Genomic DNA, 18,911 nt, shown 5'->3' with positions numbered 1-18,911 from the left:
AGGCACGCCGCGACATGACGCCCGCACAGCTGATCAGCCTCACCGAATCCGCGCTGATGCTGATTCTCACCGTTGTCGGGCCGCTGCTGCTGACGTCGCTGATCGTCGGCGTGTTCGTCGGCCTGCTCCAGGCCCTTACCCAGATCCAGGAAACCACCCTCACCTTCGTGCCCAAGCTGGTCGCGATGGGGCTGGTGTTCCTGCTGATGCTGCCCACCATCGGGCAGGCGCTTGGCCAGTTCATGGCCAAGATCAGCGACATGATCATCCACGGATGATCGTCCCCCCCGATCTCGCGCTGCAGGTCTCGGCCTTCTTCATCGTCTTCGCGCGGGTCGGGGCGGTGCTGATGCTGCTCCCCGTCTTCGGCGAAGAGGCGATCCCCGGTCGCATCCGCCTGTTCATCGCCTTCGCGATGTCCTTCGCGATCTATTGCCTGATCGGCGCGCCGGCGCGCGCCGCGGTGCAGGCGGGCGCCGTGCTCCCCGCGATCCTGGTGACCGAGTTGATCACCGGGCTGGCGATGGGGATGATCGTCAAGATCCTGTTCTTCGCGATCTCAATGGCGGGCTCGCTGATGAGCCTCCAGATCGGCCTGTCCTCGGCGGTGATCTTCGATCCTTCGCAGTCCGGCCAGGCGCCGATGCTGTCGAAGCTGGTCGGTATCGTCGCCGCGCTGATGTGCATGAGCATGCAGGTCCATCACCTCTGGCTGGGCGCGATCGTCCACAGCTACCAGACCTTCCCGATCGGCGGCATGCCGCCGATGCACGATTTCGCCGAGCTGGCGGTGGAGGCGATCGGTCGTTCGATGACGCTGGGCATAAGCCTTGCCGCGCCCTTCCTCGTCTACGGCATCGTCTTCAACGTCGCGCTCGGCCTCGCCGCACGCGTGGCACCCGCGATCCAGGTCTTCTTCATCGCCCAGCCGCTCAACCTGCTGCTCGGCGTCGCGCTGATGATCACCACCATCGGCACCATGCTCACCTTCTTCACCCAGACCATGGGTGACGTGCTGCAAAAGGGCTGGTGATGGCGGGCGGCGGCGACGATTCGGACGACAAGACCCAGGAACCTACCGACAAGAAGCTCGAAGACGCGCGCAAGCGCGGCGACGTGCCGATGGCGCCCGAAATGCGCCATGCCGCGATGTTCGTGGCCGCACTGGTGGTGATGGGCGGCCTCGGCACCTACACGATCCAGCAGCTGGGCAATCTGTTCGTCCGGCTGTGGGGCGGTGCAGACGATTTCCGCTTCGATCCAGACGGCTCGCAAAGCTTCGCCACCGGTCTGTTCGGCGCGGTCGGCACAGCGCTCGCGCCGATCCTCGCCGCGCTGTTCGGCTTCGCGATCCTCGGCGGCGTGCTCCAGGGCCGGCCGATGATCAGCTGGTCGCGCATCAAGCCGAAGTGGAACAAGCTCAATCCGATGAACGGCGCCAAGCGCATGTTCGGCAAGCAGGCGATGGTGGAGTTCTTCAAGACCTTCGCCAAGCTCTGCCTAGTCGGCGGCATCGGTGCGGCGATCGCATGGCCGCATGCCGCGACGATCGACCGGCTGGTAGGCGCAGACCTGGTCGATACCGGCGCGGCGGCGAGCGACATCGTCCATTCGATGCTCCGCCCGATCGCCACGCTGGTCGGCGCGCTCGCGCTGTTCGACTTCGTCTGGCAGCGTCGCTCGTTCATGAAGCGGATGCGGATGAGCCTTCAGGAAGTGAAGGACGAGTACAAGCAGAGCGAGGGCGATCCGAAGATCAAGGGCAAGATCCGCAGCATGCAGATGCAGCGCTCGCGCAGCCGGATGATGTCCAACGTCCCCAAGGCCAGCGTGGTCATCACCAACCCGACCCACTACGCCATCGCGCTCCAGTACGACCATGGCAGCATGGGCGCGCCGGTGGTGGTCGCCAAGGGCGTCGACACGATCGCGCTGAAGATCCGCGAGATCGCCACCGAGCACAACATCCCGCTCGTCGAGAACCGCCCCCTCGCCCGCGCGCTCTATGCCAGCGCCGAGCTCGACCAGCCGATCCCGGTGGAGCACTATGCCGCGGTGGCCGAGGTGATCAGCTACGTCCTGCGGATCGCGCGCGGCCTGCGCTAAGGCCGATTCCGACCCCAAATTTGATAATGCGATTGACTCGCAATACACAGCATCCCTAAAGGCTCGCTCAGAAAACGAGACCCAAAGGGATTTGCTGAACCATGCATCTGTCGCTTCGCACCGCCTTGCTCACCACCGCGCTGTTCGCCCTGCCCGGCGTCGCCATCGCAGGTACGGACGGCAGCGCCGACAGCGACGACCAGCAGAACCAGATCGTGGTGACCGGCGTGGCGGCGCAGCCCTCGCGCAGCGCGACCGGCCTCACCCTCACCCCGCGCGAGACCCCGCAGTCGATCACGATCATCGATCAGCAGCGGATCCGGGATTTCCAGCTCACCAACATCAACGACCTGCTCGACCAGACCGTCGGCATCAACGTCGAGCGCGTCGAGAGCGACCGGACCTATTACAATTCGCGCGGCTTCGACATCAACAGTTTCCAGGTCGACGGCATCGGCCTGCCGCTGCCCTATGGCATCCAGTACGGCGACCTAGACACCGCGCTGTTCGAGCGGGTGGAGGCGATCCGCGGCGCCAATGCGCTGATGACCGGCGTGGGCAACCCGTCGGCCACGATCAACTATGTCCGCAAGCGCCCGACCGACATGCTGCAGGCGACCGCCACCGCGCAGGCCGGCTCGTGGAACCGCTGGCGCGGCGAGGCCGACGTCTCGGTGCCGGTGACCGACACCTTGGGCGTCCGCGCGGTCTATGCGCATGAGCAGCGCGACAGCTATCTCGACTACAACCACGTCAACCGCAACGTGTACGGCCTGATCGCCGACTGGAAGGTGACCCCGCAGCTCACCGCCACGATCGGCTACAGCCGCCAGGACAATGATGCCGACGGCGTGCTGTGGGGCGCGCTGCCGCTCACCTACACCGATGGCAGCCGCATCCCCTATGCGCGCTCGGCGACCACCTCGGCGCCCTGGACCTTCTGGGACACCACCGACCAGCGCGCGTTCGGCGAGCTCGCCTATGATCTGGGCAAGGGCTGGCAGGCCAAGGGCGTGTTCACCTACAGCAACAACAAGCAGCAGGCCCGCCTGCTCTATGCCTTCGGCGCGCCGGACAAGGCGACCGGGCTCGGCATCCAGGGCCAAGTCGGCGCCTATCCGTCCGAGACCGACCAGTATCTCGGCGATTTCACCGCTTCGGGCCCGCTCCACCTGTTCGGGCGCGAGCACCAGCTGGCGTTCGGCGTCTCGACCGGGCGCCTCGACAACCGCCAGTGGGAGGGCACCGGCAAGAACTATGTCGCCTATCCCGCGGTACCCAACCTTTCGAGCGCGGTCATCGCCGATCCCGGCACCGGGCCGATCAGCCTTCAGGCCGACAGCCGTACCGACGTCACCCGTGCGTACGGCGCCGCGCACCTCAGCGTCACCGACCAGCTGAAGCTCGTAGTCGGCGGCAGCGCGACCTGGCTCAAGTCCAGCGGCTACTCCTATGGCGCCGACCAGTATCGCAAGAACAGCCGCGTCAGCCCCTATGCCGGGCTGACCTACGACCTGACCAAGAACGTCTCGGTCTACGCAAGCTATACCGACATCTTCAATCCGCAGATCGAGGTGGACCGGACCGGCCGCCGGCTCGATCCGGTGACCGGCACCAGCATCGAGGGCGGGCTCAAGACCGAATGGTTCGGCGGCCGGCTCTACGCCACCGCCTCGCTGTTCCGCGCCAAGCAGAAGAACCTCGCGACCTTCGCCGGCACCTTCGGCCCAGGCGACCCCGGCCAGCCGGGCACCAGCTATTACAGCGGCCTCGACACCACCTCGCGCGGCTTCGAGATCGAGCTCGCCGGCAAAGTGACCGACAACTGGACGATCAGCGGCGGCTATACCGGGCTCGAGATCGAGGACGATGCCGGCAAGGCGGCGCGCGTGTTCATCCCGACCAAGAGCCTCAAGCTCGCCACCACCTATACGGTGCCCGAACTGCGCGACCTCAAGATGGGTGCCCAGCTGCGCTGGCAGAACAAGATCCGCAGCCCGGACTTCACCGTCACCCAGAACGACTATGCCGTGCTCGATCTGATGGCGAGCGTCCGCCTGATCGATCACGTCCGCGCCGCGATCAACGTCCGCAACGTGACCGACAGCAGCTATCTCGGCAGCGTGATGTGGGGCCAGGCCTTCTACGCGCCGCCGCGCAGCGTGCTCGGCAGCATCAGCTTCAGCTACTAAGGCAGGGCATGGGGGCGCATCTCCGCAAAGGCTGGGGCTACCGGGCCAACATCGCGACGCGCGCGGTGGCCGGCAGCCTCGGCGCCTATCTGGTCGCGGCGTGCTTCGCCGCGGCGGCGGCGCGCACCCTCCCCCTTCCCCGGCTCGACGCGATCGTGCCGGCGACGATGCTCGCCTTCCTCGTTGCCCCCGTGGCGACGATCTGGGCCTTCCTCGCCCCCGGTCCCCTGCGCGCACTTGGCGGCATCCTCGCCGCCGCCGCGCTGCTCGCGGGCATTGCCTGGGCGGCCGGGATGCCCGCGGCATGAGCGCGGTGCGCGACGGCGCCCGCCAGGTAATGGCGTGGCTGCATGGCTGGACCGGGCTGCTGCTCGGCTGGGTGCTGTTCGTGATGTGCCTCGGCGGCACGCTCAGCGTGTTCAAGCCCGAGATCGGCTGCTGGATGCGCCCCGAGACGATCGCCACCGCCGACCGGGCAACCGCACTGACCGCCGCCACCGGCTGGCTCACCAGGAACGCCCCCAACTCGTTCGGCTGGTACCTGACGCTGCCGAACGAGCGGATGAACACGGTCGAGGCGACCTATGATCCCGGCACCGGCTTCGTCTATCGCGCGCTCGATCCCGTCTCCGGCGCGCCCGCCCCGCGCGAGACGCTGGGCGGCGAGTTCTTCTACCGCCTGCATTTCGAGCTCCAACTCCCCTTCCCCTGGGGCCGCCTGCTCGCCTCGCTGGCGGCGATGGTGCTGCTGCTCGGGCTGGTCACCGGCATCATCGCGCATCGGCGGATCTTCAAGGACTTCTTCACCTTCCGCCCCGCCAAGGGCCAGCGCTCCTGGCTCGATGGGCACAATGCGCTGGGCGTCCTCGCCCTGCCCTTCCACATCATGATCAGCTTCACCGGTCTGCTGACGCTGGCGACGCTCAACATGCCCTGGGCGATCAGCGCCAATTACGGGAAGGACATGGCGGCGATGTTCCAGGCCTTCCAGCCGGGCCAGATCGACCGCCCCGCCATGGGCAAGCCCGCGCCGCTCGCCCCGCTCGCCCCGATGCTGGCCGAGTCCGAGCGGCGGCTGGGCAGGCCGGTGGGCCGGGTGACCGTAGCGCACCCCGGCGACGCCGCCGCGGTGGTCACCATGTTCCGCGACGATGCCCGCCAGATCGCCTATGCCGCGGGCGCGGTGAGCTTCGACGGCACGACCGGACGCGTCCTCGCCGACTTCACCGAGAATCGCCCGGCGCTCCAGACGTACGGGGTGGCCTATGGCCTCCACCTCGCGCGCTTCGCCCCGCTGGCGACGCGGTGGCTCTACTTCCTCTGCGGCGCGATGCTGACGCTGGCGGTGGCGAGCGGAATGGTGCTGTGGGTGGTCAAGCGGCGCGAGCGTGCGCCGCTCAGCCTGAGCAACCGGATCGTCGAGCGGCTCAATGCCGGCGTGCTGGCGGGCGTGCCGATCGGCTGCGTTGCCTTCCTGCTGGTCAACCGCGTGCTGCCGCTGGGCATGGCCGACCGCGCCGGTGCCGAAGTTTCGGCCGCGCTCTGGAGCGCTGCCGCTGCGCTGGCGCTCGGCGCCGTGCTCGCACCGAAGCGGAGCTGGCCGCTGCTGCTCACGCTCCTCGCGCTCGGCTGTGCGGCAGCGGCGCTCCCCGGCGGCGCCTTTGCGAACACCGTGCAGGCGAGCGTGAGCTTCACCCTGCTCGCCGCCGCCTTTGCCTTTGGCTGGCTGGGCTTTCGCCAATGGCGCCCCCGCCCGGCGCCCACGCGCCGCCGCACGCGCGAGCAGCTCGCATGATCGCCGCCGGCCTGACGCTGCTCGGCATGTTCGCGCTCGCCGCGGCCATGCCCCGCCACGCGCCGGCATTGCTGGGGGCATGGGAACGCCGGATGCCGAGCTCTGGCTTGCGGATCGCCGGATGGACCCTGCTGCTCGCCTCGCTCGCCGCCAGCCTCGCCGCATCCGACTGGCCGACCGCGCTGGTGACCTGGGGCGGCGTGCTGCCGTTCAGCGCCGCGCTCGTCCTGCTCGGCCTGACCTATGACGTGCGCCTGGCGCGCGCCGCAGCCGTAGTGGGTGCGCTCGCCATCCTCGCGGGGCTGCTCCGCTAGAGATTGGCCTGCTCCTCCACCGGCAGCTCGGCATCGGGGGGATAATAGAGCGTCGCGCATTCGGCGGCGAGGCAGCCGCCCTCGATCACGATGTCGTCCCGATAGGCGTCGCCGATGAAGCCCAGCGTGTCGACATGCCGCGCCTCGAAATACATCGCATGGACGTCGTCGCGCCCGGCGCCGTAGACCACCCGCCCGACCTTGGACCAGATCGAGGCCATGGTGCACATCCCGCAGGGCTGCAGCGTCGAGTAGAGCGTCGCCCCGCGAAGTTCGAGTTCGCCGGTGCTCTCGCAGGCGCGGCGGATCGCCATCATCTCGGCATGCGCGGTCGCATCGGGCAGTTCATGCGTCTGGTTGCGCTCGGCGGCGAGCACCTTGCCTTCCAGCACGATCACGCAGCCGAGCGGCGAGGTGGAAGGATCCGATCCTTTCGAGCGCGCCACCTCGATCGCCATTCGCATCCACTGTTCGTCGTCCTTGGTCGCCACGCGCCGTCTCCCAAAGGACGGACAACGCCGCGGCGCGCGTTTCGCCGCGACGTCCCTTGGGGAAGTGGCGGGCCGTTCGACCCGCCCTCCGTCCTTTCGCGCCTACACCAGGGTTTCGACGTCGATCTGCCGCACCAGCGGCGTGTAATTGACCGCCTTGGTGACATCGAACGCCGGGTTCGAGATGGCGTTCGGCGCCAGGCCGACGATCTTGCCGCGCTCGACCAGCGCCGGCACGTCGTGCCCCGGCAACAGGAAGCGGCTCTTCGCCAGCGCCCGCTTGATCGCCCGCTTCTCCTCCAGCGTGGTCATCGCGCGATTGCCGGTGATGTGGGGCTCGTGCGCCGCCTGCTCGAAGGCCGGGCTGATGATCTGGTCGTTGAGGTCATAGGCGATGTCGCCGCAGATATTGGCGATGCCCTCGTCGGTCTCGACCAGCACCGAGATCGAACCCGGCGTATGTCCGCCGGAGAGCTGCACCACCACGCCGGGGATCACTTCCTCCTCGAACGAGCCGTCCACGTCGAACAGGCGCAGCGCGCCGCGGGTGTGCAGGCGGTCGATGAAATGCTTGGTGTCCGCCGCCGTGTACATGCCCGGGCCCATGATGCCGGACGCCATGAACTGCATTTCCTGGCGGGTGATGCTCACCTGGGTGGTCATCGGGAACTGGAAGCTGCCGCCGGCATGATCCAGATGGCCATGGGTATGCACGACATGGCGGATGTCCGAACGCTTCAGCCCGTGCTGGGCCAGATGATAGTCGAGCGCATCCTCCTCGCGCACCCGGTACGGATAGCCGAGTGCGTTCACTTCCTCCGCGCTGCGCGGGCCCGTATCCACCAGCACCGGCTCCTCGCCGCCGAGGATCAGGAAACCCATGATCGGGATCGTCACCGTCCTGCCGGGATCGCGGAACAGGACCAGGCCGCTGGCATCCATGTCCAGCTCGCCATATTTGATCGGGTAAATCTTGAGCGACATCGCGCATCTCCGAAACCGTTCGAGCGCCGGTCTGGCCTCGATGGCGTGGAGATACGATTGCTCGCCGGGTGAGAGTATATGGCGGCCGCGAGAATGATCCTCTCATTTTTCGAGATAATGGAGAGGCGGATCGGACGTCGCCCCTCTCCGGAACCGTCGAGAGCGCCGGGCCTTCCGCAGCCCGGTGCTGACAGCCACCCCGATTAGAGCCGTCGATAGAGGATCAGCGCGTCCACCAGGCCGAGGCTCGGATGATCGAACGCCTCTGGCACCCGGCCCACCGTTTCAAAGCCGAGTGCGTGCCAGAGCCGCACCGCGGGCGCGTTGCTGCTCACCACGAAGTTGAACTGCATCGCGCGAAAGCCCCGCGCCCGCGCCTCGGCGACGCTGTGCTCGGCCATCGCACGGGCGATGCCGCGGCCGCGCGCCTCTGGGTGCGTCGCATAGCCGCAATTGGCGACATGCGCGCCGCCGCCGCCCTGGTTCGCGCGGAGGTAATAGGTGCCGAGCACCCGCCCCTCCGCTTCCGCGACGAAGCTCGCGCGATCGGCCGCCAGCCAATAGGCCAGCGCGGCCTCCCGCGAGAGATCGCGGTCCAGCGCATAGGTCTCGCCGGCACGAATCACCGGCTCCAGGATCGCCCAGATCGCCGCGCCGTCTTGGCCGACGGCAGGGCGAATCACCAAGCTCACCCCTCCAGGGTGCGCATCAGCGCGCGGACCGCGCCGTCGATCTCGACATCCTTGCTGCGCAGATCCTCGATCCGCTTGACCGCGTGGATCACGGTCGAGTGATCGCGGTTGCCGAACTTCCGGCCGATCTCGGGGAGCGAGCGCGTGGTCAGCCGCTTGGCGAGATACATCGCGATCTGGCGCGGGCGGGCGATCGCCACCGCGCGGCGGGCCGAGATCAGGTCAAGCTGCTTGACCTCGAAATGGGTGGAGACCGCACGCTGGATCTCGTCGATCGTGATGCGGCGCTGGCTGGTGCGCAGCACTTCGCCGAGCACGCTGGTCGCGAAATCGATGGTGATCGATTCGTTCGACAGGCTCGCATAGGCGACGAGGCGGTTGAGCGCGCCTTCAAGCTCGCGAACGTTGGTGGTGATCCGCGCAGCGAGCAGGTCGGCCACTTCCACCGGCATGTCGACGGCGGGCATGTCCTTGAGCTTCCGCTCGACGATCGCGCGGCGAAGGTCCAGCTCGGCGGGCTTGATGTCCGCCACCAGCCCGGCGCCGAGGCGGCCGACCAGGCGCGGCTCGAAGCCTTCCAGCGCCTGGGGCGCGCGATCGGCGGCGATCACCAGCCGCTTGCCGGCGCTCATGAACTCGTTGACCGTGTGGAAGAATTCTTCCTGGGTCGCGTCCTTGCCGCCGATGAACTGGAGATCGTCGATCATCAGCAGGTCGACCGAGCGCAGCCGGGTCTTGAACGCCAGCGTGTCCTTGTTGCGCAGCGCCTGCACGAACTCGAACATGAAGCGCTCGCCGGTCGAGTAGATCGCGGTCGCGCCCGGATTCGCCTCGAGAAAGGCGTGGCCGATCGCGTGCATCAGGTGCGTCTTGCCCTGGCCGGTGCCGGCATGGAGGTAGAGCGGGCTGAACATCGGCACGCCCGGCTGCGCGACGGTGCGCGCGGCGTTGAAGGCGACGCGATTCGTCGTGCTAACCACGAAGCGATCGAAGGTGAAGCGCGGGTCGAACGACGGGCGCTCGGCCGGCTCGACCAGCGTTTCCTTGCGCGGCGCGGGCGCAGGCTCGGCGCTGAGCACGCGCGGCTCGGCATCCTGCAGCGTCTCCAGCGTGACGGTGCGCACGTTGGGCAGCACCGCGCGGAATTCGAGCAGCAGGCGCTCGGCATAGTGATTCTTCACCCACTGGGTGAGGAACGGGGACGGCAGGCCCAGACGCACGGCGTGCGAATCGCTGCCCTCGACGAGGACCACGGGCTTCAGCCACTGGTCGAACAGCCGCTGGCCGGCCGAGCGGCGCAGGTTCGTGCGCACATGCGCCCAAGCCTTGGCGACGTCGCGGCCTTCCTCACGTTCCAGCGGTTGAACCTGAGTCACTGTGACGCACCCTTCCTTCGCGGGGATCAAGATTCCCGCGTTCTAAAACCATTGTCGATCATGAGGCCCATCGCAGCCGGTCATGCCCCCGGAGACGCGCGCTGAGCTCGTTGTCCCCGACCAGCAGCGTGGCCGGGAGGTTCGTTGTAGGAAGCTCGAACTGAGTCGAGCAAGGGCCTGCCATGTAAACTTTCTGAAATAGTTTTGTTGACAGCCCGAACCCCTAGGAAAACCGTGGGGGCGCCAGAATTATTCAACTAATTCCGTCAGTTAACATGGTAAACCCAGAGTCTTCGGCGACCGAATCGGTACGACTCGTGGATTTGCGCGATTCGCCTGCGTTGCTCAAATTTTAACCATTTTTGCAGCGCAAACGCGAAAAACCCCGCCGGACAGTGCCCGGCAGGGTTTTTCGTTACCGAAAAGTTACGGTTAGGCGAGCGCTTGAAGACGCTTGTTGAGACGCGAGAACTTACGCGCCGCAGTGTTCTTGTGCAGCACGCCCTTGGCGACGCCGCGGGCGATTTCCGGCTGCGCAGCGGCGAGCGCTTCAGTGGCAGCGGCCTTGTCGCCGGCGGTCAGCGCAGCTTCGACCTTCTTGACGAAGGTACGGATGCGGCCAACACGGGCACCGTTGATCTCGGCGCGGCGGTCGTTGCGACGGATGCGCTTCTTCGCTTGCGGCGTATTCGCCATTCGGTCTTGTTCCTGCTCGAAATGGGTGAGGCGCGGAAGCGAGCCCACGCCGGAAAGACGGGCCCCTTACCGGCTACAGCGATTCGGGTCAACCATTTCAGCGCTGGCATTTTCCACAATAGAAGGTGGAGCGCCCCGAATCCACGCGACGCTGCACAAGGCGGCCGCAGCTGCACGGCTCCCCTTCCCGCCCATAGACGCGCCACTCCTTGGCGAAATAGCCGAGCTCGCCGTCGGGCCGAGCGTAATCGCGCAGCGTGGAGCCGCCGGCGCGAATCGCGGCCTCCAGCACCTCGCGCACGGCGGCCACCAGTTTCTCCAGCTTGGCGCGGCCGATCGAGCCCGCCGGCTTGGTGGGCGCGATGCCGGCGAGGAACAGCGCCTCGCACACATAGATATTGCCGAGGCCCGCGACGATTCGCTGGTCGAGCAGCAGCGCCTTCACGGGTGCGATTCGGTCCTCGAACGCCGCCACGAGATGCGCTGCGGTGAAGTCCGGCCCCAGCGGCTCCGGCCCCAGCGCCTTGAACGCGGGCCAGTCGGCCAGTTCGGCGGTGGGCACCAGGTCCATCGAGCCGAATCGCCGCGGATCGTTCAGCGACAAGCGGTGCCGCGCGGTCTCGATCACGACATGGTCGTGCTTGCCCAGTTCCGCCGGATCGATCCGCCAGCGCCCGGACATGCCGAGGTGGAAGACCAGCGTATCCTCGCGGTCCGTATCTATAAGGCCGTATTTGGCGCGGCGGGACAGGCCGATGACGGTCGCCCCGGTCAGCCGCTGGCCGAGATCGACCGGGAACGGGCGGCGCAGGTCGGCGCGATTCAGCAGCACGCGCTCGATCCGCTGCCCTTCCAGCACGGGGGCCAGGCCGCGAACGGTGGTTTCTACTTCGGGAAGCTCAGGCATCTGGCGCTACAGCTAGGAAGTGGCAGGCGGAATGTCACCCTAAGATCCTCCCCGGCACGGGGAGGGGGACCGCGCGGCGTCAGCCGCGTGGTGGAGGGGGGCCGCCACACCGGAGTCGCTTTTGGATAGCCCCCTCCACCATTCGCGCAGCGAATGGTCCCCCTCCCCGTGCCGGGGAGGATCTACAATGGCCCCTCAGCCCTCTTGGTTTGGCCGTCACCTGCGGCTAAGGCACCCCCATGCCCGATACCGTCTCCTTCGGTTACGAAGACGTCGCCCCTGAGGACAAGACCCGCCGCGTCGGCGAGGTGTTCTCGAATGTCGCCAGCAAATACGACCTGATGAACGACGCCATGTCGGGCGGCATGCACCGGCTGTGGAAGGACCGCTTCGTCCGCCGGGTCAAGCCGCGCGCGGGCGAGCACATCCTCGACATGGCCGGCGGCACCGGCGACATCGCCTTCCGCATGGCCGAGACGGGTGCCGCGATCACGGTGGCGGACATCAATCCGGAAATGCTGAGCGTCGGCGTCGAGCGCGCCGCCCAGCGCGGCATCGACGGGCTGGTGTGGACCGAGGCCAATGCCGAGACGCTGCAATTCCCCGATCGCTTCTTCGACGCCTATACGATCGCGTTCGGCATCCGCAACGTGACCGACATCCCCAAGGCGCTCCGCGAGGCGCACCGCGTGCTCAAGCGCGGCGGCCGCTTCTTCGTGCTGGAATTCTCGACCACCCAGTGGCCGGGCTTCGCCGAGATCTACGACGCCTATTCGCATAAGCTGGTGCCCAAGCTCGGCAAGCTGCTCGCGCAGGACGAGGACAGCTACCGCTACCTGATCGAATCGATCCGCCGCTTCCCCGACATGCCCAGCTTCGAGCGGATGATCGCCGAGGCGGGATTCCGCCAGACCAAGGTCGAGCCGCTGCTCGGCGGGCTCGTCGCGATCCACAGCGGCTGGAAGATTTGATGGCAGCCGCCGTTCGATCCTCCCCGGCACGGGGAGGGGGACCGCGCGCGCCAGCGCGTGGTGGAGGGGGATCGCCCCACCGGACTCGCGCGTGGATAGCCCCCTCCACCAAGCCGCAATGCGGCTTGGTCCCCCTCCCCGTTCCGGGGAGGATCTGGGCATGACCGCGCCCGCCATCCATCTCTGGCGCCTGCTCAAATGGGGCCGCATCCTGGCGCGCCACGGCGCGCTGCGCGGGATCGAGCGCGACGCCAACACGCCGCGCCCGGTGCGCCGCCTCGCCCGCATCGCCCGGCTCGGCGCCCGTGTGCCTGCCGTCCCCGCCTATGCCGATGCCTTCCAGGCGATCGGCCCCGCCGCCATCAAGCTCGGCCAGACGCTGGCCACCCGCCCCGATCTCGTCGGCGAGGAAGCCGCGCACGACCTGCTGCGCCTGCAGGATGCGCTGCCGCCCGTCCCCTTCGACATCATCCGCGCGCGGATCGAGACCAGCTATGGCCGCCCGCTTTCCGCGATGTTCGCGGAAGTGGAGGAAAAGCCGATCGGCGCCGCCTCGATCGCGCAGGTCCACCGTGCGGTGACCACCGACGGCCGCCGCGTCGCGGTGAAGGTGCTGCGCCCGGGCATCGAGAGCGATTTCGCGCGCGCGATCGACACCTATGAATGGGCCGCCGCCCAGCTGGAAGCCTATGGCGGCGAGGCCCGCCGCCTGCGCCCGCGTCTGGTAATCGAAAGCTTCAAGCGCTGGACCGTGCGCGAACTCGACTTCCGCCGCGAGGCCGCCTCGGCCTCCGAGCTCGCCGAGGCGATGACCGCCGAGCCCGACTTCATGGTCCCGCAGATCGACTGGCAGCGCACCACCGGCAAGGTGCTTACGCTCGAATGGATCGACGGCATCAAGCTCAGCGACCGCGACGCGCTGGTCCGCGCCGGGCACGACATGCCGGGGCTGGCGGGCAAGCTGATCAAGGCGTTCCTGCGCCAGGCGATCGCCGAGGGCTTCTTCCATGCGGACATGCATCAGGGCAATCTGTTCGCCCTGCCCGATGGCCGCATCGCCGCGATCGACTTCGGCATCATGGGCCGGATCGATCGCCGCGCGCGGGTGTGGCTGGCCGAGATCCTCTACGGCCTGATCACCGGCGACTATAAGCGCGTCGCCGAGATTCATTTCGAGGCGGGCTATGTCCCCGCCCACCACAATGTCGCCGAGTTCGCCACCGCCCTGCGCGCGGTGGGCGAGCCGATGCGCGGCCTGCCGGTGAAGGAGATGTCGATCGGCGGCATGCTCGACGGCCTGTTCTCGATCACCCGCGACTTCGACATGATGACGCAGCCGCACCTGCTGCTGCTCCAGAAGACGATGGTGATGGTGGAAGGCGTCGCGCGCGGGCTCGATCCGGACATCAATCTGTGGGAAGTCTCCGCGCCCTTCGTGCGCGAATGGATCCGCACCGAGCTGGGGCCCGAGGCCAAGGTCGCCGATCGCCTGATCGAGGACCTGCGCACTCTCGCCCGCCTGCCCGAGCTGGTCCGCAACATCGAACGCCGCTTCCCCGCCCCCGGCGGTGCCCCGCCCGAGCCGCCCCTGCGCGAGATCCAGGTGGTGCGTGTCGGCGGCGGCTGGCGCTATGCGCTGGTGAGCATCGTCGCCGCGCTGGCCGGCGTGGCCGGAACGCTGCTGCTGAAATGACCGGGCGCACGCGCCGCCTCTGGACCCTCCAGCCGAGCCGCTTCGCCGCCCTGTCGCGGGGCCGCGCGCGGCTGGCCTGGCTGGCGGTGCTGCTGCTGGTGCTCGCGTCGCTGACCGCGCTGGCGGTGCCGTCGCTCACCGGCGATGGCACCACCGCCGCCGCCACGGCCGATCGGATGACCGATGTGGGGCTGTACGAGCGGGTCGTCGCGGCGATGAAGGGCGGCGACACCTATTATGTCGCGGCGAGCGATGCGATGCGCGCCGGGGCCTATCCGCTGCGGCCGTTCTTCACCATGCGGCTGCCCGCGCTGGCCGCGCTCGAGGCGCTGATCCCCGGCTGGGCGAGCATCGCCCTGCTGCTCGCGCTCGCCGCGCTGACCGCCTTTGCCTGGGCGTCGCGCGTCGGCGTGGCGCTCACCGGGCTGTTCCCGCGCGCGGTGATGATGATGCTGCTCGCCGCCTCGATGCTGGCCTTCTTCCAGCCGGGGCTGGTGCTGTTCCACGAGGTCTGGGCGGGCCTGCTCGTCGCGCTGTCGCTGGCGCTGCGCCGCCCTGGCCGCGCGCTGGAGGCGATCGCGCTCGGCCTCGCCGCGATGCTGATCCGCGAAACCGCGGCCCTGTACGCGATCGTCATGCTGGTCTTCGCCTGGGGCGAGGACCGTCGGGGCGAGGCGCTGGGCTGGGGCATCGCGCTGCTGGTCTTCGGCGGTGTGCTGGCGCTGCATGCCCATGCCGTGGCCGGGGTGACCGGGCCACTCGACGCCGCATCGCCCGGCTGGTCCGCATTCAACGGCCCCGGCTTCTTCCTCCGCGCGCTGGTCACCTCGACCGCGCTCCAGGCCTTGCCGGTGGTGGTCGGCGCGGTGCTGATCGCGCTGGCGCTGCTCGGCTGGGCGAGTTGGGACGAGCCGCTCGGCCTGCGCATGTTCGCGCTATTGATTGCCTACGGCGTGGTGATCTCCGTGTTCGCGCGGCTCGACAATTTCTACTGGGCGCTGATGATCGCACCTGCCGCGCTGGTCGGGCTGGTGTTCGTGCCCGACGCGCTGGCGGACCTGTGGCACCGTGCGCTCGACAGGCGACGGATCACGGTTACAACGGTGACGCCATGAAGCGCATCCTGCTCATCGTCGGCGGGGGCATCGCCGCCTACAAGGCCTGCGAGCTGGTCCGCCTGTGCCGCAAGGCGGGAATCGGGGTCACCTGCGTGCTGACCGAAGGCGGCCAGCATTTCGTCACGCCGATGACGCTCGCCGCGCTGTCCGAGAACCAGGTCTACACGACGCTGTGGGACCTGAAGGACGAGGCGGAAATGGGCCATATCCAGCTCAGCCGCCAAGCCGATCTGGTCGTCGTCGCGCCCGCGACCGCCGATCTTCTCGCCCGCATGGCCGGGGGGATCGCCAGCGACCTGGCGACCACGCTGCTGCTCGCCACCGACAAGCCGGTGCTCGCGGCACCCGCCATGAACGTGCGGATGTGGAGCCACGCCGCGACCCGCCGCAACGTCGCCCAGCTCCGCGCTGATGGCGTGACGGTGCTGGAGCCCGACGAGGGTCCGATGTCCTGTGGCGAATATGGCCCCGGCCGGCTGCCCGAGCCCGAGGCGATCCTCGCGGCGATCCAGCAGGCGCTTTCGCCCGTCGAGCAGCGGCTCGCCGGCAGGCATGTCCTCGTCACCGCAGGCCCCACGCACGAGCCGATCGACCCGGTGCGCTACATCGCCAACCGCTCCTCGGGGAAGCAGGGCTTCGCCATCGCCGGCGCACTGGCAGCGCTGGGCGCGCGGGTTACGCTGGTTGCCGGGCCGGTGACGCTCCCCACCCCACCCGGCGTCGCCCGAGTCGATGTCGAAACGGCGCGCGAGATGGCCGCGGCGGTCGATGCAGCGCTACCTGCAGACGCTGCCGTGATGGTTGCCGCCGTAGCCGATTGGCAGGTTGAACCCGCCGCCCAGAAGTTGAAGAAGGGCGATGCCGCGCCCCTGCTGCACCTTGCACAGAATCCTGATATTCTCGCCGGGGTGGCGCAGGGATCGCGCCGGCCGCGGCTCGTGGTGGGCTTTGCGGCGGAAACCGAACGAGTGATCGAACATGCCGTCGCGAAACGCACGCGCAAGAACGCGGACTGGATTGTCGCCAACGATGTTTCGGGCGATGTGATGGGGGGTGAAGCCAATGCCGTCCATCTCGTCACCGCCGAGGGCGTCGAAAGCTGGGAGCGCGCGTCCAAGGCCGACGTCGCCCGCCGCCTCGCCGAACGGATCGCCGATGCGCTCTAAGCTGCTGCCGGCCCTCGCTGGCGTGGCGCTGCTCGCCGGCTGCGCCGCGCCGGTCGCCACCAAGACGCACACCGCCGCCAAGATCGAGCCCGCGCTCAACCTTCACGCGCGCAACTTCGGCGTCACCACGCCGGACACGGTGCGCACCCTGATCGTCGTCCTCCACGGCGACGGCGGCCCGGAATCGCGCAGCGACCATTATCGCTTCGCCGAGGCCGCGACGCAGAGCATCCCTAACAGCGCCGCAGTCGCGCTGCTCCGCCCGGGCTATGGCGATGCCGCGGGCAACCGCTCGCCGGGCCAGGCCGGGCTCGGCTTCGGCGACGACTATACGCAGGAGCGGATCGACGCGATCGCGGAGTCGCTCGGCATCCTGCGCCGCCGCTTCGCTTCCGCGCGGCTGATCCTGGTCGGCGATTCGGGGGGCGCGGCGATCGCCGCCGACATCGCCGGCATCCGCCCCGATCTGGTCGACGCGATGGTGCTGGTCGGCTGCCCCTGCGCGCTGCCCGAGTGGCGCAAGGGCATGCAGAAGCAGCGCCACGGCGCGGCATGGGCGACCCCCGTCGCCAGCCTCGATCCGCTCAAGACCGCGGGCGGGGTAATGCCCGGCATGCGCGCCGCCGTGCTGGTCGGCCTCGACGACAAGATTACCCCCCCGGCCCTCTCGCGCGCCTATGCCGAGGCCCTTGCGCTTCGCGGCATCGCTACCGATCTCCGGATCGTCCCCGGACGGGGACATGATCTGCTCAACGATCCCGAAGTGCTGGCGGCAACCAACCGGCTGGCGACCGCGCTTCCCACGAAAGGCTGACCTTGCTGCCGCCGATCCGCATCGCGATCCAGCGCCTGCCCCATGGCGAGAACCTGCCCCTCCCCCGCTACGCCACCGAAGGTGCGGCGGGCATGGACGTCGTTGCCGCCGAAGACCTGACGCTCGCCCCGGGTGCGCGCCACGCCGTCGCCACCGGCTTCGCCATGGCGATTCCCGCCGGCTATGAGGTGCAGGTCCGCCCGCGTTCGGGCCTGGCGCTCAAGCACGGCATCACCTGCCTCAACACGCCGGGCACGATCGACACCGATTATCGCGGCGAAATCAAGGTGATCCTCGCCAATCTTGGCAACGAGGACTTCCCGATCGCCCGCGGCGACCGCATTGCCCAGCTCGTCCCCGCCCCCGTCCAGCGCGCCGATCTGGACGAAGTGACGAGCCTCGACGAAACCGCGCGCGGTTCGGGCGGCTTCGGCTCGACGGGCCGGTGATCGGCGCCATCGCTCTGGGGCTGGCGCTGCAGGCAACGCCGCCGCGCATCGACTGGCCGTCGCTCGCGCCGTTGCCCTATCGCAGCGAGCCGCAGATCACCCCGGACATGCTCGCCTTCGTCGCCAATGAAGTGACGACGCGCAAATGCCCGGTCGCGATCGGCCCGGGCCTGACGCTGAGCGTCGACGTCGCCGTGCTGATCGACGCACAGGACAATATCCGCACGACGGTGCCGCGCGCGATCCAGTGCCCGACGGTGGAGCAATATGCCGCCGCGATGGTCGCGGGCGCGGCGCGTGGCAACCTGCTGCCGCGCATGGCCAATGCCGACCAATGGTACCGCGCGACCGTCACCTTCACCTGGCCGAAATGACGCTCTCCGACGAGGAGCTGGAACGCTATGCCCGCCACATCATCCTGCGGGAGGTGGGCGGTGCGGGTCAGGCAAAGCTCAAGGCCGCGCGGGCGCTGGTGATCGGCGCGGGCGGCATCGGTGCACCGGCGATCCAGTATCTCGCCGCGGCGGGCGTGGGCGCGCTGACCATCGTCGATGACGACGTGGTCGACCGCTCCAATCTCCAGCGCCAGATACTGTTCGGCACCGACGATATCGGCACCGGCAAGGCCGAGGCCGCCGCCGCCCGCGTCGCCGCGATCAATCCGAATGTCAGCGTGCGGGTCGAGGCCCGCAGGCTCTCGGCGGAGGACGCGCCAGCGCTAATCGCCGGGCACGATGTCGTGCTCGACGGCACCGACAATTTCGCCACGCGCCTCGCCGTAGCGGACGCTGCGCTTGCCGCCCGTGTGCCGCTGATCTCCTCGGCCGTCGCGGAGTTCGTGGGCCAGCTAAGCACCTTCCGCGGGTGGGAGTCGGACAAGCCGTGTTACCGCTGCTTCGTCGGCCACGATCCCGAGCGCGAGGGCGTGAGTTGCTCCGAACAGGGCGTGCTGGGCGCGCTCACCGGCATCCTCGGCAGCCTCGCCGCGCTGGAGGTGATCCGCGCGATCGCGCCGTTCGGCGACGACACCGCCGGCAAGCTGCTGCTGGTCGACGCGCTTGGTTTCCGCTTCCGCACGCTTCAGCTGCCCAAGGATCCTGGCTGCCCGGCTTGCGGCACGGGAACGCTCCGGTAAGGAGAAGCGGCC

21 protein-coding genes are annotated in these 18,911 nt (G+C 68.5%); 15 read left to right on the top strand and 6 right to left on the bottom strand.

The window, feature by feature from the left end:
- Positions 1-14 precede the first annotated feature (14 nt).
- The 7 genes from ABIC65_RS16400 (at position 15) to ABIC65_RS16370 (ending at position 6,407) form a co-directional block, all read left to right on the top strand.
- Positions 15-278, top strand: coding sequence for a flagellar biosynthetic protein FliQ (locus ABIC65_RS16400; protein ID WP_066722503.1), 264 nt, complete (start codon positions 15-17; stop codon positions 276-278).
- Entirely contained in the window at positions 275-1,033 is a 759-nt protein-coding gene (fliR, locus tag ABIC65_RS16395) for a flagellar biosynthetic protein FliR (RefSeq protein ID WP_354310177.1), read from the top strand. Before ABIC65_RS16400 ends, fliR begins: the two co-directional genes overlap by 4 nt.
- Positions 1,033-2,106 carry a flagellar biosynthesis protein FlhB gene (flhB, locus tag ABIC65_RS16390; protein ID WP_354310176.1) on the top strand — a complete coding sequence of 358 codons (1,074 nt, stop codon included), beginning with the start codon at positions 1,033-1,035 and terminating at the stop codon, positions 2,104-2,106. Before fliR ends, flhB begins: the two co-directional genes overlap by 1 nt.
- 101 nt (positions 2,107-2,207) lie before the next feature.
- Positions 2,208-4,298: a TonB-dependent siderophore receptor gene (locus ABIC65_RS16385; protein WP_354310175.1), complete on the top strand. Its 2,091-nt coding sequence runs from the start codon at positions 2,208-2,210 to the stop codon at positions 4,296-4,298.
- A gap of 8 nt (positions 4,299-4,306) precedes the next feature.
- Positions 4,307-4,606 (top strand): ketohydroxyglutarate aldolase, encoded by a 300-nt coding sequence (locus ABIC65_RS16380; protein ID WP_354310174.1) that lies wholly within the window; start codon positions 4,307-4,309, stop codon positions 4,604-4,606.
- Positions 4,603-6,093, top strand: coding sequence for a PepSY-associated TM helix domain-containing protein (locus tag ABIC65_RS16375; protein WP_354310173.1), 1,491 nt, complete (start codon positions 4,603-4,605; stop codon positions 6,091-6,093). The genes ABIC65_RS16380 and ABIC65_RS16375 overlap by 4 nt, the downstream gene beginning before the upstream one ends.
- On the top strand, positions 6,090-6,407 hold the full coding sequence (locus ABIC65_RS16370) for a DUF3325 domain-containing protein (RefSeq protein ID WP_354310172.1): 318 nt from the start codon (positions 6,090-6,092) through the stop codon (positions 6,405-6,407). Before ABIC65_RS16375 ends, ABIC65_RS16370 begins: the two co-directional genes overlap by 4 nt.
- On the opposite strand, the gene ABIC65_RS16365 is transcribed toward ABIC65_RS16370, so the two are convergent.
- The 6 genes from ABIC65_RS16365 to mutM all read right to left on the bottom strand — a co-directional run bounded on the left by ABIC65_RS16365 (position 6,404) and on the right by mutM (position 11,553).
- Entirely contained in the window at positions 6,404-6,898 is a 495-nt protein-coding gene (locus ABIC65_RS16365; protein ID WP_354310171.1) for a nucleoside deaminase, read from the bottom strand. The genes ABIC65_RS16370 and ABIC65_RS16365 overlap by 4 nt on opposite strands.
- A gap of 102 nt (positions 6,899-7,000) precedes the next feature.
- Positions 7,001-7,882, bottom strand: a complete 882-nt coding sequence (locus tag ABIC65_RS16360) for an N-acyl homoserine lactonase family protein (RefSeq protein WP_354310170.1) — start codon at positions 7,880-7,882, stop codon at positions 7,001-7,003.
- A 203-nt stretch (positions 7,883-8,085) separates the two neighbouring features.
- Positions 8,086-8,574, bottom strand: a complete 489-nt coding sequence (locus tag ABIC65_RS16355; protein WP_354310169.1) for a GNAT family N-acetyltransferase — start codon at positions 8,572-8,574, stop codon at positions 8,086-8,088.
- The gene (gene dnaA, locus ABIC65_RS16350) at positions 8,571-9,950 is read right to left on the bottom strand and encodes a chromosomal replication initiator protein DnaA (RefSeq protein WP_354310168.1); all 1,380 of its coding nucleotides are present in this window, start codon (positions 9,948-9,950) and stop codon (positions 8,571-8,573) included. Before dnaA ends, ABIC65_RS16355 begins: the two co-directional genes overlap by 4 nt.
- A gap of 432 nt (positions 9,951-10,382) precedes the next feature.
- A complete protein-coding gene (gene rpsT, locus ABIC65_RS16345; protein ID WP_010545371.1) occupies positions 10,383-10,646 on the bottom strand; it encodes a 30S ribosomal protein S20 in 264 nt (87 codons plus the stop codon).
- Positions 10,647-10,743: 97 nt separating this feature from the next.
- Positions 10,744-11,553 (bottom strand): bifunctional DNA-formamidopyrimidine glycosylase/DNA-(apurinic or apyrimidinic site) lyase, encoded by an 810-nt coding sequence (gene mutM / locus ABIC65_RS16340; RefSeq protein WP_354310167.1) that lies wholly within the window; start codon positions 11,551-11,553, stop codon positions 10,744-10,746.
- Between the two features lie 239 nt (positions 11,554-11,792).
- Here mutM and ABIC65_RS16335 point away from each other — a divergent pair, with 239 nt between their 5' ends.
- The 8 genes from ABIC65_RS16335 to ABIC65_RS16300 all read left to right on the top strand — a co-directional run bounded on the left by ABIC65_RS16335 (position 11,793) and on the right by ABIC65_RS16300 (position 18,899).
- Positions 11,793-12,524 (top strand): class I SAM-dependent methyltransferase, encoded by a 732-nt coding sequence (locus tag ABIC65_RS16335; protein WP_264608095.1) that lies wholly within the window; start codon positions 11,793-11,795, stop codon positions 12,522-12,524.
- Between the two features lie 160 nt (positions 12,525-12,684).
- The gene (gene ubiB / locus ABIC65_RS16330) at positions 12,685-14,217 is read left to right on the top strand and encodes a 2-polyprenylphenol 6-hydroxylase (RefSeq protein WP_354310166.1); all 1,533 of its coding nucleotides are present in this window, start codon (positions 12,685-12,687) and stop codon (positions 14,215-14,217) included.
- The gene (locus ABIC65_RS16325) at positions 14,214-15,332 is read left to right on the top strand and encodes a hypothetical protein (protein ID WP_354310165.1); all 1,119 of its coding nucleotides are present in this window, start codon (positions 14,214-14,216) and stop codon (positions 15,330-15,332) included. Before ubiB ends, ABIC65_RS16325 begins: the two co-directional genes overlap by 4 nt.
- Entirely contained in the window at positions 15,329-16,501 is a 1,173-nt protein-coding gene (gene coaBC / locus ABIC65_RS16320; RefSeq protein ID WP_354310164.1) for a bifunctional phosphopantothenoylcysteine decarboxylase/phosphopantothenate--cysteine ligase CoaBC, read from the top strand. Before ABIC65_RS16325 ends, coaBC begins: the two co-directional genes overlap by 4 nt.
- Entirely contained in the window at positions 16,491-17,315 is an 825-nt protein-coding gene (locus ABIC65_RS16315; RefSeq protein ID WP_354310163.1) for an alpha/beta hydrolase, read from the top strand. Before coaBC ends, ABIC65_RS16315 begins: the two co-directional genes overlap by 11 nt.
- Positions 17,316-17,317: 2 nt before the next feature.
- Positions 17,318-17,764 (top strand): dUTP diphosphatase, encoded by a 447-nt coding sequence (dut, locus tag ABIC65_RS16310; protein WP_354310162.1) that lies wholly within the window; start codon positions 17,318-17,320, stop codon positions 17,762-17,764.
- Positions 17,761-18,138 (top strand): hypothetical protein, encoded by a 378-nt coding sequence (locus tag ABIC65_RS16305; protein ID WP_354310161.1) that lies wholly within the window; start codon positions 17,761-17,763, stop codon positions 18,136-18,138. Before dut ends, ABIC65_RS16305 begins: the two co-directional genes overlap by 4 nt.
- Positions 18,135-18,899, top strand: coding sequence for a HesA/MoeB/ThiF family protein (locus ABIC65_RS16300; RefSeq protein WP_354310160.1), 765 nt, complete (start codon positions 18,135-18,137; stop codon positions 18,897-18,899). Before ABIC65_RS16305 ends, ABIC65_RS16300 begins: the two co-directional genes overlap by 4 nt.
- The last annotated feature ends 12 nt before the right edge of the window (positions 18,900-18,911 follow it).

Source organism: Sphingomonas trueperi (genome assembly GCF_040545665.1).
In the GTDB taxonomy this organism is placed as follows: Bacteria; Pseudomonadota; Alphaproteobacteria; order Sphingomonadales; family Sphingomonadaceae; genus Sphingomonas; species Sphingomonas trueperi_B.
The sequence above is the reverse complement of the archived record's forward strand: the minus strand, read 5'-3'. Positions and strand labels throughout refer to the sequence as shown.

What these genes read in the sequence shown, in the direction of transcription:
- ABIC65_RS16385 (WP_354310175.1), top strand. Translation starts at nt 2,208, where the DNA reads ATGCATCTGTCGCTTCGCACCGCCTTGCTCACCACCGCGCTGTTCGCC.
- mutM (WP_354310167.1), bottom strand. Translation starts at nt 11,553, where the DNA reads ATGCCTGAGCTTCCCGAAGTAGAAACCACCGTTCGCGGCCTGGCCCCC.
- ABIC65_RS16360 (WP_354310170.1), bottom strand. Translation starts at nt 7,882, where the DNA reads ATGTCGCTCAAGATTTACCCGATCAAATATGGCGAGCTGGACATGGAT.
- fliR (WP_354310177.1), top strand. Translation starts at nt 275, where the DNA reads ATGATCGTCCCCCCCGATCTCGCGCTGCAGGTCTCGGCCTTCTTCATC.
- ABIC65_RS16325 (WP_354310165.1), top strand. Translation starts at nt 14,214, where the DNA reads ATGACCGGGCGCACGCGCCGCCTCTGGACCCTCCAGCCGAGCCGCTTC.
- ABIC65_RS16335 (WP_264608095.1), top strand. Translation starts at nt 11,793, where the DNA reads ATGCCCGATACCGTCTCCTTCGGTTACGAAGACGTCGCCCCTGAGGAC.
- ABIC65_RS16380 (WP_354310174.1), top strand. Translation starts at nt 4,307, where the DNA reads ATGGGGGCGCATCTCCGCAAAGGCTGGGGCTACCGGGCCAACATCGCG.
- ABIC65_RS16370 (WP_354310172.1), top strand. Translation starts at nt 6,090, where the DNA reads ATGATCGCCGCCGGCCTGACGCTGCTCGGCATGTTCGCGCTCGCCGCG.
- ubiB (WP_354310166.1), top strand. Translation starts at nt 12,685, where the DNA reads ATGACCGCGCCCGCCATCCATCTCTGGCGCCTGCTCAAATGGGGCCGC.
- ABIC65_RS16375 (WP_354310173.1), top strand. Translation starts at nt 4,603, where the DNA reads ATGAGCGCGGTGCGCGACGGCGCCCGCCAGGTAATGGCGTGGCTGCAT.
- ABIC65_RS16315 (WP_354310163.1), top strand. Translation starts at nt 16,491, where the DNA reads ATGCGCTCTAAGCTGCTGCCGGCCCTCGCTGGCGTGGCGCTGCTCGCC.
- ABIC65_RS16300 (WP_354310160.1), top strand. Translation starts at nt 18,135, where the DNA reads ATGACGCTCTCCGACGAGGAGCTGGAACGCTATGCCCGCCACATCATC.
- rpsT (WP_010545371.1), bottom strand. Translation starts at nt 10,646, where the DNA reads ATGGCGAATACGCCGCAAGCGAAGAAGCGCATCCGTCGCAACGACCGC.
- coaBC (WP_354310164.1), top strand. Translation starts at nt 15,329, where the DNA reads ATGAAGCGCATCCTGCTCATCGTCGGCGGGGGCATCGCCGCCTACAAG.
- flhB (WP_354310176.1), top strand. Translation starts at nt 1,033, where the DNA reads ATGGCGGGCGGCGGCGACGATTCGGACGACAAGACCCAGGAACCTACC.
- ABIC65_RS16400 (WP_066722503.1), top strand. Translation starts at nt 15, where the DNA reads ATGACGCCCGCACAGCTGATCAGCCTCACCGAATCCGCGCTGATGCTG.